Below are 19,687 nucleotides of genomic sequence, written 5' to 3' on the forward strand. Positions count from 1 at the left end.
CCGGTCGGAGAACACGATCAGCTCGCCGCCGATGGAATGGGCCTGGCACCGAAACGGGTTCGGGCGCCAGGTCTCATCATTGCGGCGACGGCGCGCCATACGCAGCATTGGCTACCCGGAGAGCTGTGACCAACGACGGTAGAGGTCCACCGGAAGCGTGTGCTCAAGTTCCAGAGTGAGCCGCATCGGGCGGTCATTTTCATGAGTCAGGTAAGTGGCCGGGCCCACGTAGACATACGAGGGTGCGCCAAGCAGACCGTCAGCCTTCTTCGTCTCACGGACGAACAAGTGCAGGCTGCTACCGCGCTCCTGGTGCTTCATATAGCGAACACCGGTGTCAGAACGTTCAGATGTGCGGCTCTGGGTTTCCCATTGGAAACGCCGCGGACTGATCACCCGGTCCTCGTACCTGGTCGTCTCGGAGAAGTGCTTCTCGGACTTGACCAGGTCGATAAAGAACACGTCAGCCTGCTCGTCCTCGAACCACTTCACCCCCGTGGGCTGCCCCTTGTACTCGCCACCGAACGCCGCTTCCGCCTCTGCCCTGGTGTAGTGGGCGTGGACGTGTAGAGGGTTGTTCCCACCGGGTTCGAGGGGACGGGTGACCCGCTGCAGGCGCCCACGGAGTTCAGGTACAAGTTGCTGCAGCTCCGACCTGCGCCGGTGCTCTATCAGCATTCTTTCCAATGCAGCCTCAGCAGGACTGGCCCGTAGAGCGTTGCCCCACAGGACACTGTTTGCCATAGCTGCAATCCGTCGCAAGCGCTCCGCGGGCCAGTCACTCACGTCCGCATCGAGCCCGCTCAGGCTCTCAGCCCTAGACAGTATGCCGAGGTAGGCCAAGCGTTCGGGATCGTCTATGTGCAGGGAGCGACGGAGCGCCTTAGAGAGTTCTGTATCGGCCGGACCGGGCGAAGGTACGGGCAGGCCTGCGTCCTCCCTGAGTTCGCTCCACGTACCTCGTGTGGGTCGATACACGTCCTCGACCTCGGCACCCGTGCTCGTAAGGAACGCACCCAGTGACACATCGCCCAGCTTCCTCAGCTCGGCGACAGACTGCATCCAACGCGGCTTCAGCGTGCGCCGAAGGTTGTCAAGCACGTACTCCTCTGCCACGCGGTCCAGTTGGACAGCGCAGCCGCTGGGGAGCGTAGGAAACCTCTGTTCAACCTCCCGAGCCACCTGGCGGTGGCTAGCTCCTGTCAGAGCACGCATTGAGGGTTCGAAGCGGAAATCCGTATGCTGGGCCCCGATGAAGTCCAGGACAGTCAAACTGGTCTTGTTTTCCGCATGGCGCAAACCACGGCCGAGCTGCTGTAGGAAGACCGTGGCGCTCTCTGTGGGACGCAAGAACAGGAGCGTGTCCACACAAGGGATGTCAACGCCTTCGTTGAACAGGTCCACAGTGAACAGCACCTTGATGCGCCCCTGTTTGAGGTCCGTCACCGCCTGCTCACGCTCCTGCGGACTTGACTCACTGGTCAGCGCGCAGGACGGCAGGTCAGCCTTGGTGAACCTGTCTGCCATATAGCGGGCATGGGCGACAGACACGCAGAACCCGAGTGCTCGCATCTCCCGGGGGGCAAGGACCTTCTCGTGAATCTCGTTCAGAATGATGCGTACTCGGGCATCGTCCCCGGTGTACAGCTGCTCAAGTTCACGCGTCTGGTAACCGGTCCGGCGACTGAAGCGCAAGCTCCTGAGGTCAGTCTCATCGTTGATGCCAAAATAGTGGAAGGGCACCAGCAGGCCGCGCTCGATGGCTTCCCACAATCGGAGATCGACTGCAGTACGGCCTTCAAACCACCGCGTGATGTCGTACTCGTCGGTGCGCTCCGGGGTGGCTGTGAGACCAAGCAGTTCCTTCGGAGCAATGTGCGCGAGAAGCTCCGCATATGTGCGGGCCCCTGAGTGGTGGAATTCGTCGACGATCACCATGTCGAAGTGTTCCGGGTGCAGTCGCTCATAACCAGAACTGGTGAGGGACTGGATCGAAGCAAATACGTGACGCCACTCGCTAGGACGTTCGCCCCCGACGTACAACTCCCCAAAGGCCCCGTCCTTCAACACGTGTCGGAAGACAGATCGGCTCTGCTTGAGGATCGAATCTCGATGCGCAACGAACAGCAGACTCTCAACCTTCCCTGCCCTTCGCAGTGCCCGATAATCGAGGGCGGAGACCACGGTCTTTCCAGTACCGGTCGCCATGACGACGAGGTTGCGATGGTGCTCGTGAAGCTCCCGCTGTGCCTGCAGTTCGTCCAGGACCTCCCGCTGATGTGGGTGAGGCTGGATGTCGAACGAGGCAAGCTCGATGGGAAGCTGAGTCGGACCGCTACGTTCGGTGCTCAGCGCATCAGCGAGCCGATTGCGGTCTCGGTCGCTTCTTGGGTCGTACGGCTCGAATGCTGGATCCTGCCAATACTCTTCGAACGTATCCGTGATCGACGTGACGAGGGTTGGGGACTCTAGTTGCGAAAGGCGAACGTTCCACTCCAGTCCGTCGACGAGCGCGGCCTTCGACATGTTGGACGAGCCCACATAGGCGGTTGAAGTACCGCTCTCACGATGAAAGTGCCACGCTTTGGCATGCAGCCGCGTCGCTTGCGTCTCGTACGAGATCCGCACCTCAGCGCCGAGTTCAGCCAGGGCGTCAACGGCCCGCTGATCTGTTGCCCCCATGTACGTCGTCGTAATAACGCGCAGACGCTTGTTCCGACGGCGGACGTCACTAAGCCTCCCCAACAAGAGCCTCAGACCCGACCATTTTATGAAGGCGCAGATCAGATCGACGCGGTCGGCAGATTCCAACTCCCGCTGAAGCGCATGTCCAACGCTCTCTCGTGAGCGATTGGCAAAGAGTGCACTGGTCGCCAGCGGGACATGCGGTCGCTCAGGGAATGCCTTCTCGCCAGGCAAGGGCGCTCGGTCTGCGACAGCCAGGAGCAAGTCCTTCGTCTGAGCAACTGCAGCCTCATCTCCTGCCTGCTCCGGCAAGAGGCGCCCCAGCTCCTCAACGATCCTATTGACCGCTTCGACCTGGTCCGCCAACCTCTGAGCAGCCCCATCGGGCCCCCTCTGCTTAGCGTGCGCCCGCAGCGTTCGACGGACCAGCTCCCCGACATAGCGGCCCAAGATTTCAGGGGCGTCTTCCGGGTCCAGCGGTTCGCGCTGCACCCGGCCCTCAGTTGCTGCCTCGACCGTACTTCGATCGAGTTCATTGGTCACGATGTGCTCGTAGAGGCCGGAGGCAAGTCGTCTAGGCATAGGTGCACTGTAAAGGCGGCCACTGACACCACATGCGACAACTGCCCATATATGGATGGCACCTAATGGACAGTCACACGTCGCATGGCCAACGGGCGGCCCCAGCAGGCTTCCGCCAAGCGCCCTCCCTCAACTCCATTAGAGTCAGCGGCTCATCACCTCATCGACGCGGCCCTTCTCGACCAAGACGAGCCTCGGCGCTTTCCAGAACCTCGTCCGCGTCGTACCCGTGGGCACTAGCCCAGCAGAGCAGGTCCGTGATCAACGCGACCGCTACCAACTTGTCCACACGCGTTTCCGACCGCGCATCTACTAGTCCAGCCACTCCATACATCTGAAGCAGCTCTTCGGCTCTGTCCACAGCGGCGTTGCGAACGTGCCCTTCCGGGGCATCAATCCCAGCGGCCAGCTCGCACCACGTCACCTTGCGGTCGGCCTTGATCAGTACGCCCCATCGGACAGACACCGCATCGAGCAGTCTCATGCCCCGCCCGCTCTCATCGTCGTCCGCAGCGTGAAGAAGCGTGGGAAGCGCCCGCAGATCCGGGTCCTGGACCTCGATGCGGAGGAAGGCACCGTTCATCAACATGCTCAGCTCGGTGGGGGTGCCGGTGCCCACGTGCGTGATGACGTTGGAGACCATTTCCGTCACGCACAGTTGCGCGTGGTCGACGAGATCGTGCAGGCCCCAATTCATGAGGTGCAACCGCACGATACGGCGCAGGCCGGCCAGTTCTTCGGGCTCGGCTGTGAAGGCTAGCTCCCAGGGCTTTCGGCATACACAGTTCTGCTGGAGCACAGGCTCGTCCTCTCCGTAGAGGTGCAACAACTCCCGCTTCGAGGAGACGAGTTCGTCGCCACCCCATGCAACACAGCGTGACCGCATCTGATCCCCTCGTGCAATTTGCAGAACGGGATTCCCACTATCGAGTGATTGGCAGGCCCACGTCTTGGCGCGGAGACTGAGAGCCGCTAGCAGGGAGGTGGTGCGACATGGCTGGATCTCCGACCGCACGGCGTCGGCGGCTTTCGATCGAGCTGAAGAAGCTCCGTGAGGCCAGTGGTCTGACCTGCGCCCAGGTGGGCGCGGCCGTCGACTGGAGCGGTTCCAAGGTGAATCGGATGGAGACCGGCCACGGGCGCGTACAGCCGTCCGACGTCGAGGCGCTGTGTCGGCTCTACGAGACCAGCGACGAGATGCGGGAGTTCCTTAAGTCCCTCGCCAGGCAGGCAAAAACCAAAGGGTGGTGGCAAGTTCACGGCTCGGGCGTGCCTGAGTGGTTCAACATCTACGTCGGCTTGGAGCAGGAGGTGTCCTCGTTCCGCCAGTATCAATGCGAGGTCATTCCTGGCCTCATGCAGACGCCTACGTACGTCACAGAGCTCCATGTCAGTGGCTCACACATGACGCTCGCCGACGCCGAGCGAGCGATCCGCGTACGTATCGAGCGGCAGGAGATGCTGACGCGGAAGGATGCGCCAGACGCTTGGTTCATCCTCAGCGAAGGTTCCTTGCGCAACGTCGTGGGCGATCAAGCAGTCATGCGCGACCAGCTGGAACACCTTGTGCACGCTAGTGGGCTGCCCTCCACCACCGTGCAGGTGCTGCCCTTCGACTCGGGAACTCGGCCCGTGACCGGCCCCTTCACGATCCTCGGGTTTCCTGACCAGGAAGATCCCGACATCGTCTACAAGGACGGCATCACAGATGCGGTCTATCTCGAAGGGGAGCACCATGTCCGCGAGTACACGCGCGCCTTCGACGCACTCAGAGCAGCAGCTCTCAGCCCGCAACGCTCACTTCAACTGATCAAGAACATCGTCAAGGAGTACACACGATGACGGCGAACCACGCCCAGTACGGCACCGCTTCGGAGGACCTCATATGTGACTGGTTCAAGTCGTCCTACAGCAATGGCGCTGGGGGCGAGTGCCTGGAGTGCGCCGTTGGATCCGGTGGCGGCGTACTCGTCCGGGATTCCAAGCGCGCAGGCGATGGAGTACTGACCGTCGGGGCGAGGGCCTGGGCCAACTTCGTGACTGGCTTCCAAACGGCTTCCTAGACCTCGAAGTAGATGGTCAGCTTCTTCCCGGAGGTGCATGGTGACGGCGGAGCCGACGTTCAGTGACCTCTTCCGCTTGGCCGAGCGGTCCGCAGTGCACCTTGAGATGCGGGATTCCTACATGCAGTCCGACCCGAGCTATCAGGCCTGGCGGGCCGGTGAGCGCGACCGGGTCGAGGACAACGATCCGGCTGTCCGTACGTGGTTGAGGTTGATGTCCGAGACCATGGAGCGCGGTGTTCGGGTGCGGCGGGCGCGGATCTGCTCTGTTCCGGAGTCGGATTACGTCCGCTTCGAGCATCACGTCACGGATGCCAACGTTCGGGCCGGCGAGGAGGTTCGGTGGCTGCCTCGGCGACGGGCGTCGGACCTCGCAATGCCGGGGAACGACTTCTGGGTGTTCGACGATCAGCTTGTGGTCTTCCTTCACTTCGGCGGCGACGGCGAACTGTCGCCGGACGGAGATGAGGAGCGTGCGACCTGCACGGCTCTGGTCCGCATGTGCTCCTCTGCCTTCGAGGCGGTGTGGGAGCGCGCGGTCCCGCACAGTGAGTACAAGCTGTCCTGACAGAGCAGATGGAGCTAAGCGCTGGGCGGCTGAGCGGGTGCCCCGGTGCGGTTCGGTGCCGGGTGAGCAGGTGGTGGGGGTTTGGGTCCGGCGCTCGCGCCGGTGGGGTGGTTGCGGTAGTCGAAGTTGGGTGCGGGACGGTGGGTGTCTGTTTTGGATTGCGTGGCCGGTGGGTGTGGTGGGTTGCTGTGGCCTGCCGCCGGTTCGGAGTTTGCTCTCCGCCGGTGGGGGCTGACTTTCTTGGGTTGCGGTTTGTGTGTGGAAGGGGCACGGGTCGGCTCTGCGGGGAGAGGCTCTTCGGGTTTCAGCGCCGCTCCCTGTGGTGGGGCGAGTGCGGGTTGTTCTGTGGTTGTGGTTCTTAAGTCTGGCTACGAGTGGCCGAGTTGGGGCTGCTGGGAGCGTTGGCCTGAGTTTGCTCGTAGCGGGCCACCTGTGCCACTCTCCGCAACAGTGCGGTCACTGAACGCGCATAGAACTTCACACAGGTGACCCCCGCGAGGCTGCAACCTCCGGGGGTCCGGCACAAGGAGCCACACTCCCCATGCAGATTCATCGTATGCCTCGGCATGAGCGGGACTTCACCGTCATCGACAACAAGGCCCTCCGCGATCCGCGTCTGTCTCATACTGCGCGCGGCATCCTCGTCTACGTCCTGTCCTTGCCCAGCGGCGCGCCCGTGAACGTGCGGACCCTCAGCGATGGGTTCTTGCAGGGGCGGATCGCCGTGGCCAAGGCCGTGAAGGAGCTGCGGGAGTTCGGGTACTGGGTCACTCAGACCGAGCGGGAGCAAGATACGCGGCGGATCGTCTCCTCCGTTGATGTGTACGAGGTTCCGGGGGCCGCACCGAGTCCCCGAACTCCCGTTGTCAGTGAGCCGGTTCCCGGGCGGGTGGGAACCGGGGAATCGGGCACGTTTTTCCCTGGCGGGAAGATGAACTCCTTTAAGGACGGGGAAAAGAACCCTCCCTGCCCTCCCGCCCCGGCAGCCCCGCCCGCGAGCGCCCCCGCCGGTGCCGCGACCGCCGAGGCCGCCACAGACCTGCGCCCACCCACACACGACCCGCACGCCGACAACCCCCACGTCGCCGAAGGTGCCCGCATCCTGCGGCGGCTCGCCGACGTCGATTCCCGGTTGCGGTTGTCTGAGCGAGGGGTGCGGGAGCTGGTGCCCGAGGTTGCCGTGTGGCTGGAGCGGGGGGCGTCCGCCGCCGAGGTCGTGGATGCCGTCACGGCCGGGCTGCCAGGCAAGGTGTATTCGGCGGCCCGCCTCATCTCGGATCGGCTCACGCGTAAGCGGCCTGAGCGGAGGCGGGCCTGGCGGCGGGTCTACGAGTGTCCGAAGTGCCGGGATCCGTTGCCGTGGGGGCAGGAGACAGGGGTATGCCGATCACGGGAGTGCAGCCCTGAGACGCGTACGCAGGCCAACCCGCCGGTCGTCTGGCAGCCCCACCCGCAGCTTCACCCAGAAGCAGCTCTCCAGCCCGCGTGACCCAGGTCACACCCGCACACCTGTCACACATTCCCGGGCCGCCCCGTCAAAGGGGTGTAACCACGAAACGGCCGCAGTACAGGGCCGTACGACGGCTCAGGGAGCACACCATGGAAGCTCGACTCAACATCTTCGGCAACGCGCTCGCGGGCAAGTTCATGCGGCACATCAACTCCGCCGGGAAGGTCGTCTCCGACGCCGGGGTGCCGCACGCCACGCAGGAGCTCGTGAAGATCCGGGCCAGCCAGATCAACGGGTGCGGGTTCTGCACCGACATGCACACCAAGGACGCCGCCCACGCCGGGGAGACCACGCAGCGCCTCAACCTCATCGCCGCCTGGCGCGAGGCCAAGGTCTTCACCGACGCCGAGCGGGCCGCCCTCGAGCTGGCCGAGCAGGGCACCCGGATCGCCGACGCCGCCGGTGGCATCAGCGACGAGGCGTGGGCCAACGCCACGAAGCACTACGACGAGGACCAGCTCGTCGCGCTCGCCGGGCTGATCGCCGTCATCAACGCCTACAACCGGCTCAACGTCATCGCGCAGACGCCCGCCGGTGACTACGAGCCCGGCATGTTCGGCTGAGTACCGGATCGGCGGACGCCGAACATCAACCGTCAGCGGGCAGGGGTGGGGCCGCGGCCATGTGCCGCGGCCCGCGGCGTAGCCTCGTAGCGCCGTAGTCTCATAGCCGCTCAAATGGCGTCGAAGGACGCCCGCGGCGACATTGCCGACCTGCCCGGAGGATTCCATGGCCGCCACACGTATACCTACCGCCCCCATCGCCGCCGCCGGTCTCGTCGGCGGGTACGCGACCGCACGGTTCACCAAGAAGCGGCAGCTGGGCGGCGTCGTGCTCGCCGCCGCCGGAGCGGCCGCCGCCACCAGTGGAAGCGGACCGCGGGCGGGACGGTCGCGGGGGTGCTGACCGGGGCGTACGTCGCCGCGTTCGCCGGGTCGCACCCGCTGGCCAAGAAGGTCGGAGCCTGGCCGGCCGTGTTCGGTGCGGCCGGGGTCGTGGCCGCCGCCTCCTACGTGCTGGTGGACCGCCGGGCCGCCTGAACTCGGCCCCGGCCCCGGTCCCGGCCCGGTCAGGAACCGCCCGGCGCAGCCGCATGCGCCACCACGTTCACCACCTTCCCCTGCGGGTCCCGTACGAAGAAGCGGCGTACGCCCCACTCCTCGTCCCGCAGGTCACGGACGATCTCCGCGCCCGCCGCCAGCATGGCCGCGTACGCCGCGTCGACGTCGCTCACCTCCACGCTCATGTCCGGCACGACCAAGGCGGGGCCGCCCTGCTCGATGAAGTTGATCTGGACCGTGGGCCGGGTGGGCGACGCCATCGTCATCACCCAGCCGAGATCCATGACCTCCTCGAAGCCGAGCGCGCCGTAGAAGGCACGGTTCGCCGCCAGGGACTCCTCCCCGTCCACTGCCACGTTCGGTACGGCCCTGCGGGCTTCGTTCATCTCAGTCATGCGGTTCATCGTCCCCGGAACGTCGCCCGGTACGCCCTCGGCGACACACCCACCGCCGTCTGGAAGTGCTGGCGCAACGACGTGCCCGTGCCGAAACCGGTCTCCGCCGCGACGCGGTCCACCGTGTGATCCGTCCGCTCCAGCAATTCCCTGGCCCGGTCGACGCGTTGGCGGGCCAGCCAGGTCATCGGCGTCAGGCCCGTCTCCTCCCGGAAGCGGCGGTTGTACGTACGGACCGACATCGCGTCCCGCGCCGCCAGCTCGGCGAGGGTCAGCGGCTCGGCCAGCCGCTCCAGGGCCCAGGCGCGCGAGCCGGAGGTCGACGTCACGCCGGGCTCCTCCACCGGGCGCCGGATGTACTGCGCCTGCCCGCCCTCCCGGTGCGGCGGAACCACCGTGCGGCGCGCCACCTCCGCCGCGACCGCCGCACCATGGTCCGCGCGGATCATGTGCAGGCACAGATCGATGCCGGCCGCCTCGCCCGCCGAGGTCAGCACCGGGCCCTCGTCCACGTAGAGGACGTCCGCGTCGACCGCCACCTGCGGAAACGAACGGGCGAACCGGTCCGACGACATCCAGTGCGTCGTCGCCCTGCGCCCGTCCAGCAGACCCGCCGCCGCCAGCACGAACGAACCCGTGCAGATCGACGCCACCCGGCCGCGCGCCGACCGGAGGGCATCCGCCAAGTCGGGGTCCAGGGAGCCCGGTCGGAGTCCTTCGTCCGTCTCGTGCGAGGCCGGGACCAGGACCGTGTCCGCACGCCGTACCGTCTCCAGGCCGTGCTCCGCATAGATCGGGAAGTCGGCGTCCGTGCGGATGCGGCCGGGGCGCGGGGCGCAGGTGCGGACATCGTAGAGGCGCTCCCCCGTCGCGGGATCGCGGGCCGTGCCGAAGAGCTGGTGGACCAGGCCCAGTTCCATGGGCAGGACACCGTCCCTGACCAGGACCGCCACCGAAGCCGAGCCCGAGGCCGACGTCTTCTTCCCACGCCCACGACTGCTCATGGCCAGATTCTTTCACATCGTGTCCGTCTGGCCAGTCGTCCCGGCCGAGCCCTCCGGCGGATCGTCGTAGGCATGAACAGCACGAAGTGGGTCGTCGCCGCCGGGGCCGCTCTCGCCATAGTCGTCGCCGGTGCGTTCAGCACGCTGGCGGGGCTGCTCGTGGGCCCGTTGCACGAGGAACTCGGGTGGTCGCGTTCGGCCGTCGGGCTCGGGTCGCTGGTGAACATGGTGGTGTACGGGGCCACCGCACCGTTCGCGGCAGCGCTGATGGACCGGGTCGGCATGCGGAAGGTCGCTGTCGGCGCGCTCGGGCTCGTCGGCGGCGGGGCGCTGCTCGCCACGACCATGACCGCGCCCTGGCAGTTCATCCTCTACTGGGGGGTGTTGGTCGGGCTCGGGACGGGGGCGACAGCCACCACGTTCGCGGCGACCGTCACCGAGCGGTGGTTCGTGGCGCGGCGCGGGCTCGTCGCGGGGCTGCTCACGGCGGCGAGTGTGGTGGGGCAGTTCGTGTTCCTGCCGCTGCTGTCGTGGGTGATCGACGCGTGGGGGTGGCGGGCCGCCGCCTACGGGCTCGTGTTCGCCGTCGCGGGCGCACTGCCTCTCGTGTACGCGGCCGTACGCGACCCCGAGCCGCGAGCGGCACCCGTAGCCCTCCACAGTCTCAGGAACGTCAACTTCCTGCGCTCCGGCCCCTTTTGGCTGCTCGCCGGTACCTTCGCCGTCTGTGGTGCCTCCACCAACGGCGTCATGTGGACCCACTTCGCGCCCGCCGCGCACGACCACGGCATGCCGACGACGGTCGCCGCGTCGCTGCTCTCCCTCATCGGGATCTTCAACATCGCCGGGACCGTCGGATCCGGCTGGGCGACCGACCGCCTCGACCCGCGCCGGCTGCTCGCCGCGTACTACGCGCTGCGCGGCCTCAGCCTGCTCGCGCTGCCGTTGCTGCTGAGCGCGACCGTCGATCCGCCGCTCGTCGCGTTCACCGTCGCGTTCGGACTGCTCGACGTCGCCACGGTGCCGCCGACGATCGCCCTGTGCCGCGCGCACTACGGCACCGGCGCCCCGGTCGTCTTCGGCTGGGTCAGCGCCGCGCACCAGGTGGGGGCGGGCTCGGTGGCGTACGTCGGGGGCGCCGTGCGGGACGTCTTCGGCTCGTACGACCTGGTGTGGGTGGGGGCGGGGGTGCTGTGCGCGGTGGCGGCGCTGCTCTCGCTCGTCATCGACCGGGGGAGCATCGACCGCGGGCGCATCGATCACGGGAGCACTCGGCCCGCTACCGCCCAAGTGATCGACCGGGTCTAGGGGGAGCTGGGCGACACCTCCGACAGCGGTCGCGCCACGTCCTCCAGGGACTTCTGCTCCGCCCGCACCGCGAACGCCACCGCGACCAGGCCCGCCAGGCACATCAGCGCGGCGCCCACCTGGAACGCGAGGACCGTGTCGCCGACCTTGCCGCTCGCGGTGAGGTCGGCGAAGAGCAGCGGTCCGCTGATGCCGCCGGCCGCCGTCCCGACCGCGTAGAAGAAGGCGATCGCCATCGCGCGCGTCTCCATCGGGAAGATCTCCGAGACGGTCAGGTACGCGCTGGAGGCGCCCGCCGACGCGAAGAACAGGACGACCGACCAGCAGGCCGTCAGCGTCGTCGCCGTCAGCGACCCGCGGTCGAAGAGCCAGGCCGTACCGAACAGCAGCAGTCCGGAGAGCAGGTACGTCGACGAGATCATGACCCGGCGGCCGACCGTGTCGAAGAGCTTGCCGAGCAGCAGCGGGCCCATGAAGTTACCGGCGGCGATGATCGCGAAGTAGTAGCCGGTCGAGCCGGTCGGCACGTCGAAGAACGTGGTGAGGATGGCGCCGAAGCCGAACGTGACCGCGTTGTAGAGGAACGCCTGCCCGATGAAGAGCGCGAGGCCGAGGGTGGTGCGGCGCGGGTACTGGCGGAAGACGGTACGCGCGATCTCGCCGAAGCCGATGCTCTTGCGCTGCCGGATGGTGATCTTCCCGGCGGGTGGCGGGAGTTCGCGGCCGCCGTGTTCGCTACGTACCTTCTCCTCGACGTCCGTGACCAGCGATTCGGCCTCCTCTCCCCTGCCGTGGATGAACAGCCAGCGGGGGCTCTCCGGGACGTTGCGCCGTACGAGGAGGATCACCAGACCGAGGACGACGCCGAGGCCGAAGGTGAGGCGCCAGCCGACGTCCTTCGCGAACAGGCTCGTGTCCAGCGCGACGATCGACAGCAGCGAACCGCCGATCGCGCCGAGCCAGAAGCTGCCGTTGATGATCAGGTCGACGCGGCCGCGGAAGCGGGAGGGGATGAGTTCGTCGATCGCGGAGTTGATGGCCGCGTACTCGCCGCCGATGCCGAAGCCCGTGAAGAACCGGAAGACGAAGAACCACCAGGTGGAGAAGGAGAACGCGGTCAGGGCCGTCGCCGCGAGGTAGACCGCCAGGGTCAGGAGGAAGAGCTTCTTGCGGCCGAACCGGTCGGTGAGCCAGCCGAAGAAGAGCGCTCCGATGCAGGCACCGGCCACGTACAGCGCGGCGGCCGCGCCTGTGACCTGCGCGGACGAGATCGGCAGGCCGCTGCCGGACTCGGAGAGGCGGCCCGCGATGTTGCCGACGACCGTGACTTCGAGGCCGTCCAGGATCCAGACGGTGCCCAGTCCGATGACGACCGTCCAGTGCCAGCGGGACCAGGGGAGGCGGTCCAGGCGGGCGGGGACGGCTGTGCTGATCGTGCCGGGGGCTGGTGGGCGGGGCCTTTGGTGCTGCACGGACATGAGCGCCCTCCTCTTTGAGGGAAATGGACGTCGTACGTGTGCCCCGTAAGGGGCTCGGGGAACTGCGCGACCAGCCGCGACGCACCGGCACTCGACCACGCCCCCGCACTCGGCCATCGAGAGGCCGCGCTCACGGAAAAGGCCGGCCACCTAGGGCCACCGCGCCGCCGGCCAGGCACCTACGCCCCGAAGCCCCTCGAAACCGTGTAGATCAGCAGACCCGCCAGCGACCCCACCACCGTTCCGTTGATCCGGATGAACTGCAGGTCGCGGCCGATGTGGGCCTCGATCTTGCGGGAGGTGTGCTCGGCGTCCCAGCCGGCGACGGTGTCCGTGATCAGGGACGTGATCTCGGCGCGGTACGTCGTCACGACATACACCGCCGCACCCTCCACCCAGCCGTCGACCTTGGCCTGCACCTTGGGGTCGGTCGCCATCCGCTGTCCGAGTGAGAGCAGCGACGCCCGTACGCGCATCCGCAGCTCGCTGCGCTCGTCCTCGGCGGCCGCCACGATCATCGAGCGGACCGCGGACCAGGTCGAGGCGATCAGGTCCTGTACCTCGGAGCGGCCGATGACCTCGGACTTCAGGCGCTCCACCCGGGCCCGCGTGTCGGTGTCGGACTGGAGGTCGCCCGCGAAGTCCCGCAGGAAACGGTCGACCGCGCCGCGCGCCGGGTGCTCCGGCATGTCCCGCATCTCGGTGACGAAGCGGAGCAGCTCCTTGTAGACGCGCTCCCCGACCCGCTTGTCGACGAAACGGGGGGTCCAGCCGGGGGCGCCGCCCTGCACCGCGTCCGTGATGGAGTCGGAGTGCAGGACCAGCCAGTCGTGGGCGCGCGTGCAGACGAGGTCGACGACGCGCTTGTGGCCGCCGTCGGCGACGACCTTCTCCAGCATCTTGCCGATGCCGGGGGCGATCTCGGCGTTGTCGGCGCGGCGCGTGATGGCCTCGCCGACCACCGCCTGGACGTCGGAGTCGCGCAGGACGGTGAGCGCGCCGCGCAGGGCCGTCGCCAGTTCCGCCGTAACGCGGTCCGCGTGTTCGGGCTCCGCCAGCCAGGCGCCGAGCCGGGAGCCGATGCCGACGGCGCGCAGCCGGTCGCGTACGACGTCGCCGGAGAGGAAGTTCTCCCCGACGAACTCGCCGAGAGATACGCCGAGTTGGTCCTTCTTCGTCGGGATGATCGCGGTGTGCGGGATGGGCAGGCCCAGGGGTCGGCGGAACAGTGCCGTGACCGCGAACCAGTCCGCGAGCGCTCCCACCATGCCGGCCTCCGCGGCCGCCGCGACATAACCGGCCCAGGCGCCCGCGCCGGAGTGCCCCGCCCATGTCGCCAGTACGTAGATGAGCGCGACCAGGACCAGGAGGCCGGTCGCCGTCAGCTTCATCCGGCGCACACCGCGCTGCTTCTCCTCGTCGGCCGGGCTGAACTCACCCGTGAAGCGGCGGGCGGGACGGGGTTGCGCCGCGGCCGCCCGGGCGAACCGCCCGGCGGCCGACGCACCCGCTTTCCCGGACCCGGGGCCGGATCCCGCCGACACGCCCGGCCCCGGCGACCCCGACGCACCCGATCCGGCCGATGTCGACGCCGGCTCACCCGATCCACCCGCCACGGACGAACCGCCCGTCTCACCCGCACCGCTCACCGCGCCGCGCCCCGCGCCGCTCTCCGCGCCGTTCTCTACGCCACCGGCCATCCGGCCTGCTCCGTCCCGGTCGTCGTCCGCTCCGCGTCCGTACGTCGTCGTACGCCCGTCACTGTCATTCCCCTCACACATTGTCCCTTTACGACCTACTCCCGGAACGTTCGACAAGTTCCCGGCGTCTGATGGAGCGGAGGGGGGCAGTGTCGGCCCCCTTGTTCGACGGTCCTGACCCATGCCGCATCATGGGTTCATCACATCGGAGCCTCGGGCTCCCCCTGCCCGAGGAGACACACACCGCATGGCCAGGCGTCACGGTTATGCCTTGTTGGCCGCGCTCGTCGCGATCGTCGTAGTGATCTCGGCCGCCATCTACGTCGGTTTCTCCGGCGTTCTGCGCGACGACGAAAGCTCCGTCCAGGCGGGCGGCGCCCACCCGCACGGCTCCGCCGCTCCCGCGTCCACCGGTACCTGGGTGGGCAGCTGGTCCGCGTCCCCGGCGGGCGCCGAACCCGGCACGGAAGCCGGGGGCACCTCCGGGACGGAGTCCGGGGGCGGATTCTTCGGCCGCTCCATCCGCAACATCGTGCACACCAGCATCGGCGGCACCGGTGCCCGCATCACCCTCTCCAACCTGTACGGGCAGCAGCCCCTCAGCATCACGCACGCCTCCGTCGCCGTCGCCTCGGCGCCCAACAACCCGACGGCGCTGGCCGGGACGGTCCGCCGGCTGACGTTCTCCGGGAACACCTCGGTCGTCATCCCGGCCGGCCAGCAGGTCATCAGCGACGCCGCGCGCCTCGCGGTCCCCCGCGACGCGGACATGCTCGTCACCACGTACTCGCCGACACCGTCCGGACCGGTCACCTACCACCCGCAGGCCCGGCAGATGTCCTACGTGGCCCAGGGCGACCGCACCGAGGACCCGAGCGGCGCGCAGTACACGGAGCAGAGCCCGTACTGGCGGTACCTGACCGCGCTCGACGTGCTGAGCCACGAGGCGGAGGGCACCGTCGTCGTTCTCGGTGACTCGCTGACCGACGGGATCACCTCCACGATGGGCGCCAACGTCCGGTGGCCGGACCTCCTGGCCGACCGGCTGCGCACGGAGTCGGGTGCCCCGCGCTACGGCGTCGTGAACCAGGGCATCAGCGGCAACCGCGTCCTGTCCGACGGTCTCGGCCGGCCCGCCAACAACCCGAGCGGCCTGTCCCGCTTCGACCGGGACGTGCTCGGCCGCTCCGGGGTCCGCGCCGTCGTCATCGACCTCGGGATCAACGACATCCTGCGCAACCCGCAGCAGACCGACCCCGACCAGATAGCGACGGGCCTGCGCGAGCTGGTCCGGCAGGCGCACACCCGCGGGCTGCGCGTGATCGGCGCGACGCTCATGCCGTTCCAGGGGCACCGCGGGTACAAGCCGCACCTCGAGGCCGTCCGCCAGGGAGTGAACGCGGCGATCCGCGGCGGCGAGGTCTACGACAGCTACGTCGACTTCGACAAGGCGCTCCGCGACCCCTACAACCCGCGCAAGCTGCTCCCGCGCTACGACTCCGGCGACCATCTGCACCCCAGCGACGCGGGGTACGAGCGGATGGCGGAGTCCTTCGACCTGACCTCCCTGAAGGGCTCCACGGGCGCCGAGCTCTAGCCTCCGGCGCCCGGGCGGCGGATCGGGCCCCGGGGTCGAACTCCGGCCTTCGGCCCCCGGCCCGCTACAGCCTTCCCGCCGCGCCCGCCAGGACCCCGTCAGTCACGGTCCCGGCGGCGCTCCCGCCTCTGTTCCATACGGTCCAGGTGGTCCTCCACGCGCTCCCGGTGGCGCTCGAGGCGGTCCGCGTGCAGCTGGTGGTGCCGGTCGTGCCGGCCCTCCAGTTCGCCGCGCCGCTCGGCCCTGCGCTCCAGCTTGTCGCGGCGGCGCTCCTCCCTGAGCCGCTGCCGCTCCGCCCGGGTGACCTTGCGCTCCACGCCGACCCCGCCCCAGAACGCGAACCCGGTCACCACGACCCGCGGCGCCCCCGGGTCCCCGGGCACGCCCTCCTCGCTCTGGTCGAAGCCGCCCATGATGCCGATGCCGCGCACGACGACCTCGACGCCGGGCGGCACCACCACGTTCATCCCGCCCATGATCGCGACGCAGTTGACGACGACCTCCCGGTCCTCGAAGTTCGCGTCGCGCAGATCGATCTCGCCGCCGCCCCAGAACGCGAAGCAGTTGAAGCGCCGCGGCGCCGTCCACCGCCCCTTGCGCTGGAACCCGGAGAGGATGCCGACACCCCACGTCGAGGTGGCCTCCCGGCCCCCGATCCGCGCCTGCCAGTCGACGGCCCCGTCCGGCAGCGGCTCCTTCACCAGGTTCACCGGAGCGCTCACCCCGGCGCCGGGCAGATCCCGGGTCAGCGGCGCCAGCTCGCGGTACGTACGCGCCTTGTACGTGGCCTCGAGCCGCTCCCCGAACTCCTCCATGTCGAGCCGGCCCTCGGCGAGCGCGTCCCGCAACCGCTCCGCGACCTGCTCGCGGTCGGCGTCGGAGGCCCGCAGATCGGGTGTGGCAGGCACATCGGAGCGCTCGGGCAGCGATTCATCCGTCATACAACTCAGCCTACGGGCGCGGGCCCGGGACGGAAGCGTCCCGAACGTACATCCGCGCGATCACGGCCTCGATGTCCGGCTCCCGGACGGAGAGGTCCACCAGCGGGCAGCGCTGCGCGATCGCGGCGACGAGCGGCGCCGCCGACCGGTCCGCCGGGAACGCCAGCCACTGCCGCGCCCCCTCCACCTTCACGACCCGCGCGAACTCGATTTCCAGCGGCGGCAGTTCACGTTCCAGGTCGACGACGAGGGTGCGTTCGACGGCGCCGCCGCCGACCTGGTGCAGCCCGTCCAGTTCGCCGTCGTACATCAGCCGCCCGTGGTCGATGACCATGACGCGGCGGCACAACTGCTCGATGTCGGTCAGGTCGTGCGTCGTCAGCAGGACCGTCGTGCCCTTCTCCGCGTTCAGGTCCCGCAGGAAGCCCCGTACCTTGACCTTCGAGACGACGTCGAGGCCGATCGTCGGCTCGTCCAGGTACAGCACCTCCGGGTCGTGCAGCAGCGCCGCCGCGATGTCGCCGCGCATCCGCTGCCCGAGCGACAGCTGGCGTACGGGAACGTCCAACAGCTCGCCCAGTTCGAGGAGTTCGACGCAGCGGGCGAGGTTCTCCTCGTAGCGCCGGTCGGGGATCCGGTACATGCGCCGCATCAGCCGGTACGAGTCGATCAGCGGCAGGTCCCACCACAGGGTCGTCCGCTGCCCGAACACCACCCCGATCCGGTGCGCGAGCCGCGTACGTTCGCGGGAGGGGTCGATGCCCGCCACCCTCAGGCGGCCCGCGCTCGGCGTCAGGATGCCGGTCAGCATCTTGATCGTCGTCGACTTGCCCGCTCCGTTCGGCCCGATGTACCCGACCATCTCGCCGCGCGGAACGGTAAAACTCAGCGAGTCGACGGCCCGTACCGTACGCCGCTCGCGCCGCATGAAGCCCACCTTGCGCCGCACGTCGAAGACCTTCTCGACACCGTCCACCTCGATGAACGTCTCGCCCTCAACCACCAGGATCCCTTCACGAGTTCGGAGTTCAGCTTCCCGTACTGCGGTACGCGCGCAGCGCCCCCCGCCACGCGAGGCCCGCCGCACCCAGGCACGCCGCTGCCACGAGGGGCGGCGTGAAAGCGACCCACTGCGGCAGGTCGAGCGGGTAGGGGCGGCCGAGGATGTAGAGCGCCGGCAGCCAGTTCACGAAGGCCAGCGGCAGGACGAAGGTGACGCCGCGCAGCAGGTTGTCGCCGAAGACGGTCGGCGGGTACGCGAGCATGGCGTTGCCGCCGAACGTCGCCGCGTTCTGCACCTCGGCCGCGTCCTGCGCCACGATCTGGAAGGACGCGCCCGCCATGAACACGGCCGAGAAGATCCCGGCGCCGCTGACCAGGAGCACCGGCACGAGGAGCGCCTTCAGCGGGGTCCAGGTGATGTCCAGGGCGAGCAGCGACCACACCATGACGGCCAGGCCCTGGGTGACCCGGCCGAGGCGGCGCAGCGCGAACCGGTCGGCGCCGACCTGCGCGAGTACCGGTGCGGGCCGGACCAGGAACGCGTCGAGGGTGCCGTCCCGTACCCGGTCGCCGAGCCGGCCCAGTGAACCGGCGAAGAGGTCCGCGAGTCCGAAGGCGGCGCCCGCGGTCCCGTAGAGGAAGGCGATCTCGGGGAGGGTGTAGCCGCCGAGCCGGTCGACCTGGGAGAACATCAGCAGGATGCCGACGAATTCGAGGCCGGTGAGGGCGAAGTTGCCGAACGCCGTCATGACGAAGGAGGCGCGGTAGGCGAGGGTGGAGCGGATCCACATGGCGCTGATCAGCCGGAAGGCGCGCGCTCCCCCGGCGATGTGTGCGAGGTGGTCAGCCACCCTGCACCACCACCCTTCGTGTCGCTGTGGCTTGCAGGAGGCGGCCGACGGCGAGCAGTCCGGCTGCCCAGGTGGCCTGGAAGAGGTAGCTGCCGAGCACTCCGCGGCCGCCGTGGGTGCCCATCAGTACGTCCGCGGGTACCTGGAGCAGCGCCGACCAGGGCAGGAGGCGGGCGATGTCGCCGATGGCGCCCGGGAAGACGTTCAGCGGCAGCAGCATGCCGCAGAAGAACGTGGCGGTGATGCCGTACATCTGGGCGACGCCGCTCACGTCCATGAGCCAGAACGCGGACATCGCGACGAGGTAGCGCAGCGCGAAGCTGACGAGCATCCCGAGGAACACCGCGACGAGGAAAGCGATCCAGGTCAACAGGTCGGTGGGCAGCGCCAGTTGGAAGAGGAGAGCACCGAGAGCCATGGGGATGACGCCGCGTCCGAGGAGCTGGAAGACGGCTCGGCCCAGGTCCTGCGCGAGCCACCAGCACTGGAGGTCGGCGGGGCGGTACAGGTCGACGGCGATGTCGCCTGTTCGGATCCGCGCCGCGAGCTCGGCCTCGAAGCCGGAGGGCACGCCGAGCATCATCACGGAGAACATCGCCTGGCCGACCCAGACGAAGGTGAGGGCCTGCGCCTGGTCGTATCCGCCCAGGTGGGGCCGCTCGTCCCAGAGCGCGATGTAGGTGCAGGCGATGATCAGGCCGAAGACGGTGTTGGTGAAGACGCCCGCGAAGGTGGCCCCGCGGTAGGTGGCATAACGCCGGAAGGCTCCGGCGGCGACAGCCGCGTAGAGCCGTATTACTCGCACGTACGCCCCCTCGATCGGCCCGAGCGCAGGAGCCTAGTCAGTGCGGGCTCCGCCTGCGAGGCATTTTCGGGGTGATGTAGGAGGCTTATGTGTCATACGAGGCGTTCGTGACGTACGACGCGAATCAGGAGTTCCCC

At 68.3% G+C, this 19,687-nt stretch carries 17 protein-coding genes and 1 pseudogene; 8 read left to right on the top strand and 10 right to left on the bottom strand.

Annotated features, from left to right (window positions below; translation table 11 throughout):
- Window positions 1-111: 111 nt before the first annotated feature.
- Window positions 112-3,228, bottom strand: coding sequence for a DUF3427 domain-containing protein (locus ABD366_RS35305; protein WP_324770113.1), 3,117 nt, complete (start codon window positions 3,226-3,228; stop codon window positions 112-114).
- 199 nt (window positions 3,229-3,427) lie between these two features.
- Complete coding sequence (locus tag ABD366_RS35310) at window positions 3,428-4,066, bottom strand: ATP-binding protein (protein ID WP_324770112.1); 639 nt, start codon at window positions 4,064-4,066, stop codon at window positions 3,428-3,430.
- 194 nt (window positions 4,067-4,260) lie between these two features.
- On the opposite strand from ABD366_RS35310, the gene ABD366_RS35315 reads away from it, so the two are divergent.
- The 6 genes and pseudogenes from ABD366_RS35315 (at window position 4,261) to ABD366_RS35340 (ending at window position 8,448) form a co-directional block, all read left to right on the top strand.
- Window positions 4,261-5,109 (top strand): helix-turn-helix domain-containing protein, encoded by an 849-nt coding sequence (locus tag ABD366_RS35315; RefSeq protein WP_324770110.1) that lies wholly within the window; start codon window positions 4,261-4,263, stop codon window positions 5,107-5,109.
- Window positions 5,106-5,330 carry a DUF397 domain-containing protein gene (locus ABD366_RS35320; RefSeq protein WP_324770109.1) on the top strand — a complete coding sequence of 75 codons (225 nt, stop codon included), beginning with the start codon at window positions 5,106-5,108 and terminating at the stop codon, window positions 5,328-5,330. Before ABD366_RS35315 ends, ABD366_RS35320 begins: the two co-directional genes overlap by 4 nt.
- 37 nt (window positions 5,331-5,367) lie before the next feature.
- A complete protein-coding gene (locus ABD366_RS35325) occupies window positions 5,368-5,898 on the top strand; it encodes a DUF6879 family protein (protein WP_411293733.1) in 531 nt (176 codons plus the stop codon).
- A 541-nt stretch (window positions 5,899-6,439) separates the two neighbouring features.
- A complete protein-coding gene (locus ABD366_RS35330; protein ID WP_324770107.1) occupies window positions 6,440-7,387 on the top strand; it encodes a hypothetical protein in 948 nt (315 codons plus the stop codon).
- Between the two features lie 110 nt (window positions 7,388-7,497).
- Window positions 7,498-7,971 carry a carboxymuconolactone decarboxylase family protein gene (locus ABD366_RS35335; RefSeq protein WP_324770105.1) on the top strand — a complete coding sequence of 158 codons (474 nt, stop codon included), beginning with the start codon at window positions 7,498-7,500 and terminating at the stop codon, window positions 7,969-7,971.
- 166 nt (window positions 7,972-8,137) lie between these two features.
- Window positions 8,138-8,448, top strand: a pseudogene (locus ABD366_RS35340) (hypothetical protein).
- A 29-nt stretch (window positions 8,449-8,477) separates the two neighbouring features.
- Here ABD366_RS35340 and ABD366_RS35345 read toward each other — a convergent pair.
- Together ABD366_RS35345 and ABD366_RS35350 are read right to left on the bottom strand one after the other, a co-directional pair.
- Entirely contained in the window at window positions 8,478-8,855 is a 378-nt protein-coding gene (locus tag ABD366_RS35345) for a VOC family protein (RefSeq protein WP_324770158.1), read from the bottom strand.
- Between the two features lie 14 nt (window positions 8,856-8,869).
- A complete protein-coding gene (locus tag ABD366_RS35350; protein WP_324770104.1) occupies window positions 8,870-9,868 on the bottom strand; it encodes a GlxA family transcriptional regulator in 999 nt (332 codons plus the stop codon).
- Window positions 9,869-9,940: 72 nt separating this feature from the next.
- On the opposite strand from ABD366_RS35350, the gene ABD366_RS35355 reads away from it, so the two are divergent.
- Window positions 9,941-11,176, top strand: coding sequence for an MFS transporter (locus ABD366_RS35355; RefSeq protein ID WP_324770103.1), 1,236 nt, complete (start codon window positions 9,941-9,943; stop codon window positions 11,174-11,176).
- On the opposite strand, the gene ABD366_RS35360 is transcribed toward ABD366_RS35355, so the two are convergent.
- Window positions 11,173-12,654, bottom strand: coding sequence for an MFS transporter (locus ABD366_RS35360; RefSeq protein ID WP_324770102.1), 1,482 nt, complete (start codon window positions 12,652-12,654; stop codon window positions 11,173-11,175). The two genes, ABD366_RS35355 and ABD366_RS35360, sit on opposite strands and share 4 nt — an antisense overlap.
- A 179-nt stretch (window positions 12,655-12,833) precedes the next feature.
- Window positions 12,834-14,045 carry a DUF445 domain-containing protein gene (locus ABD366_RS35365; protein WP_324770156.1) on the bottom strand — a complete coding sequence of 404 codons (1,212 nt, stop codon included), beginning with the start codon at window positions 14,043-14,045 and terminating at the stop codon, window positions 12,834-12,836.
- Between the two features lie 556 nt (window positions 14,046-14,601).
- Between ABD366_RS35365 and ABD366_RS35370 the strand changes: the two genes are divergently transcribed.
- Window positions 14,602-15,951 (top strand): SGNH/GDSL hydrolase family protein, encoded by a 1,350-nt coding sequence (locus tag ABD366_RS35370; protein ID WP_324770101.1) that lies wholly within the window; start codon window positions 14,602-14,604, stop codon window positions 15,949-15,951.
- Between the two features lie 98 nt (window positions 15,952-16,049).
- On the opposite strand, the gene ABD366_RS35375 is transcribed toward ABD366_RS35370, so the two are convergent.
- From ABD366_RS35375 to ABD366_RS35390, 4 genes are read right to left on the bottom strand one after another with little or no spacing between them, the layout of a single operon-like run.
- Window positions 16,050-16,892 carry a DUF1707 SHOCT-like domain-containing protein gene (locus ABD366_RS35375; protein WP_324770100.1) on the bottom strand — a complete coding sequence of 281 codons (843 nt, stop codon included), beginning with the start codon at window positions 16,890-16,892 and terminating at the stop codon, window positions 16,050-16,052.
- 10 nt (window positions 16,893-16,902) lie between these two features.
- Window positions 16,903-17,895 (bottom strand): ABC transporter ATP-binding protein, encoded by a 993-nt coding sequence (locus tag ABD366_RS35380; protein WP_324770098.1) that lies wholly within the window; start codon window positions 17,893-17,895, stop codon window positions 16,903-16,905.
- Between the two features lie 25 nt (window positions 17,896-17,920).
- Window positions 17,921-18,685, bottom strand: a complete 765-nt coding sequence (locus ABD366_RS35385; protein WP_324770155.1) for an ABC transporter permease — start codon at window positions 18,683-18,685, stop codon at window positions 17,921-17,923.
- 52 nt (window positions 18,686-18,737) lie between these two features.
- Window positions 18,738-19,541, bottom strand: a complete 804-nt coding sequence (locus tag ABD366_RS35390) for an ABC transporter permease (protein WP_324770154.1) — start codon at window positions 19,539-19,541, stop codon at window positions 18,738-18,740.
- Window positions 19,542-19,687 lie beyond the last annotated feature (146 nt).

The sequence above is a fragment of the Streptomyces kunmingensis genome (assembly GCF_039533535.1).
Lineage (GTDB): Bacteria > Actinomycetota > Actinomycetes > Streptomycetales > Streptomycetaceae > Streptomyces > Streptomyces kunmingensis.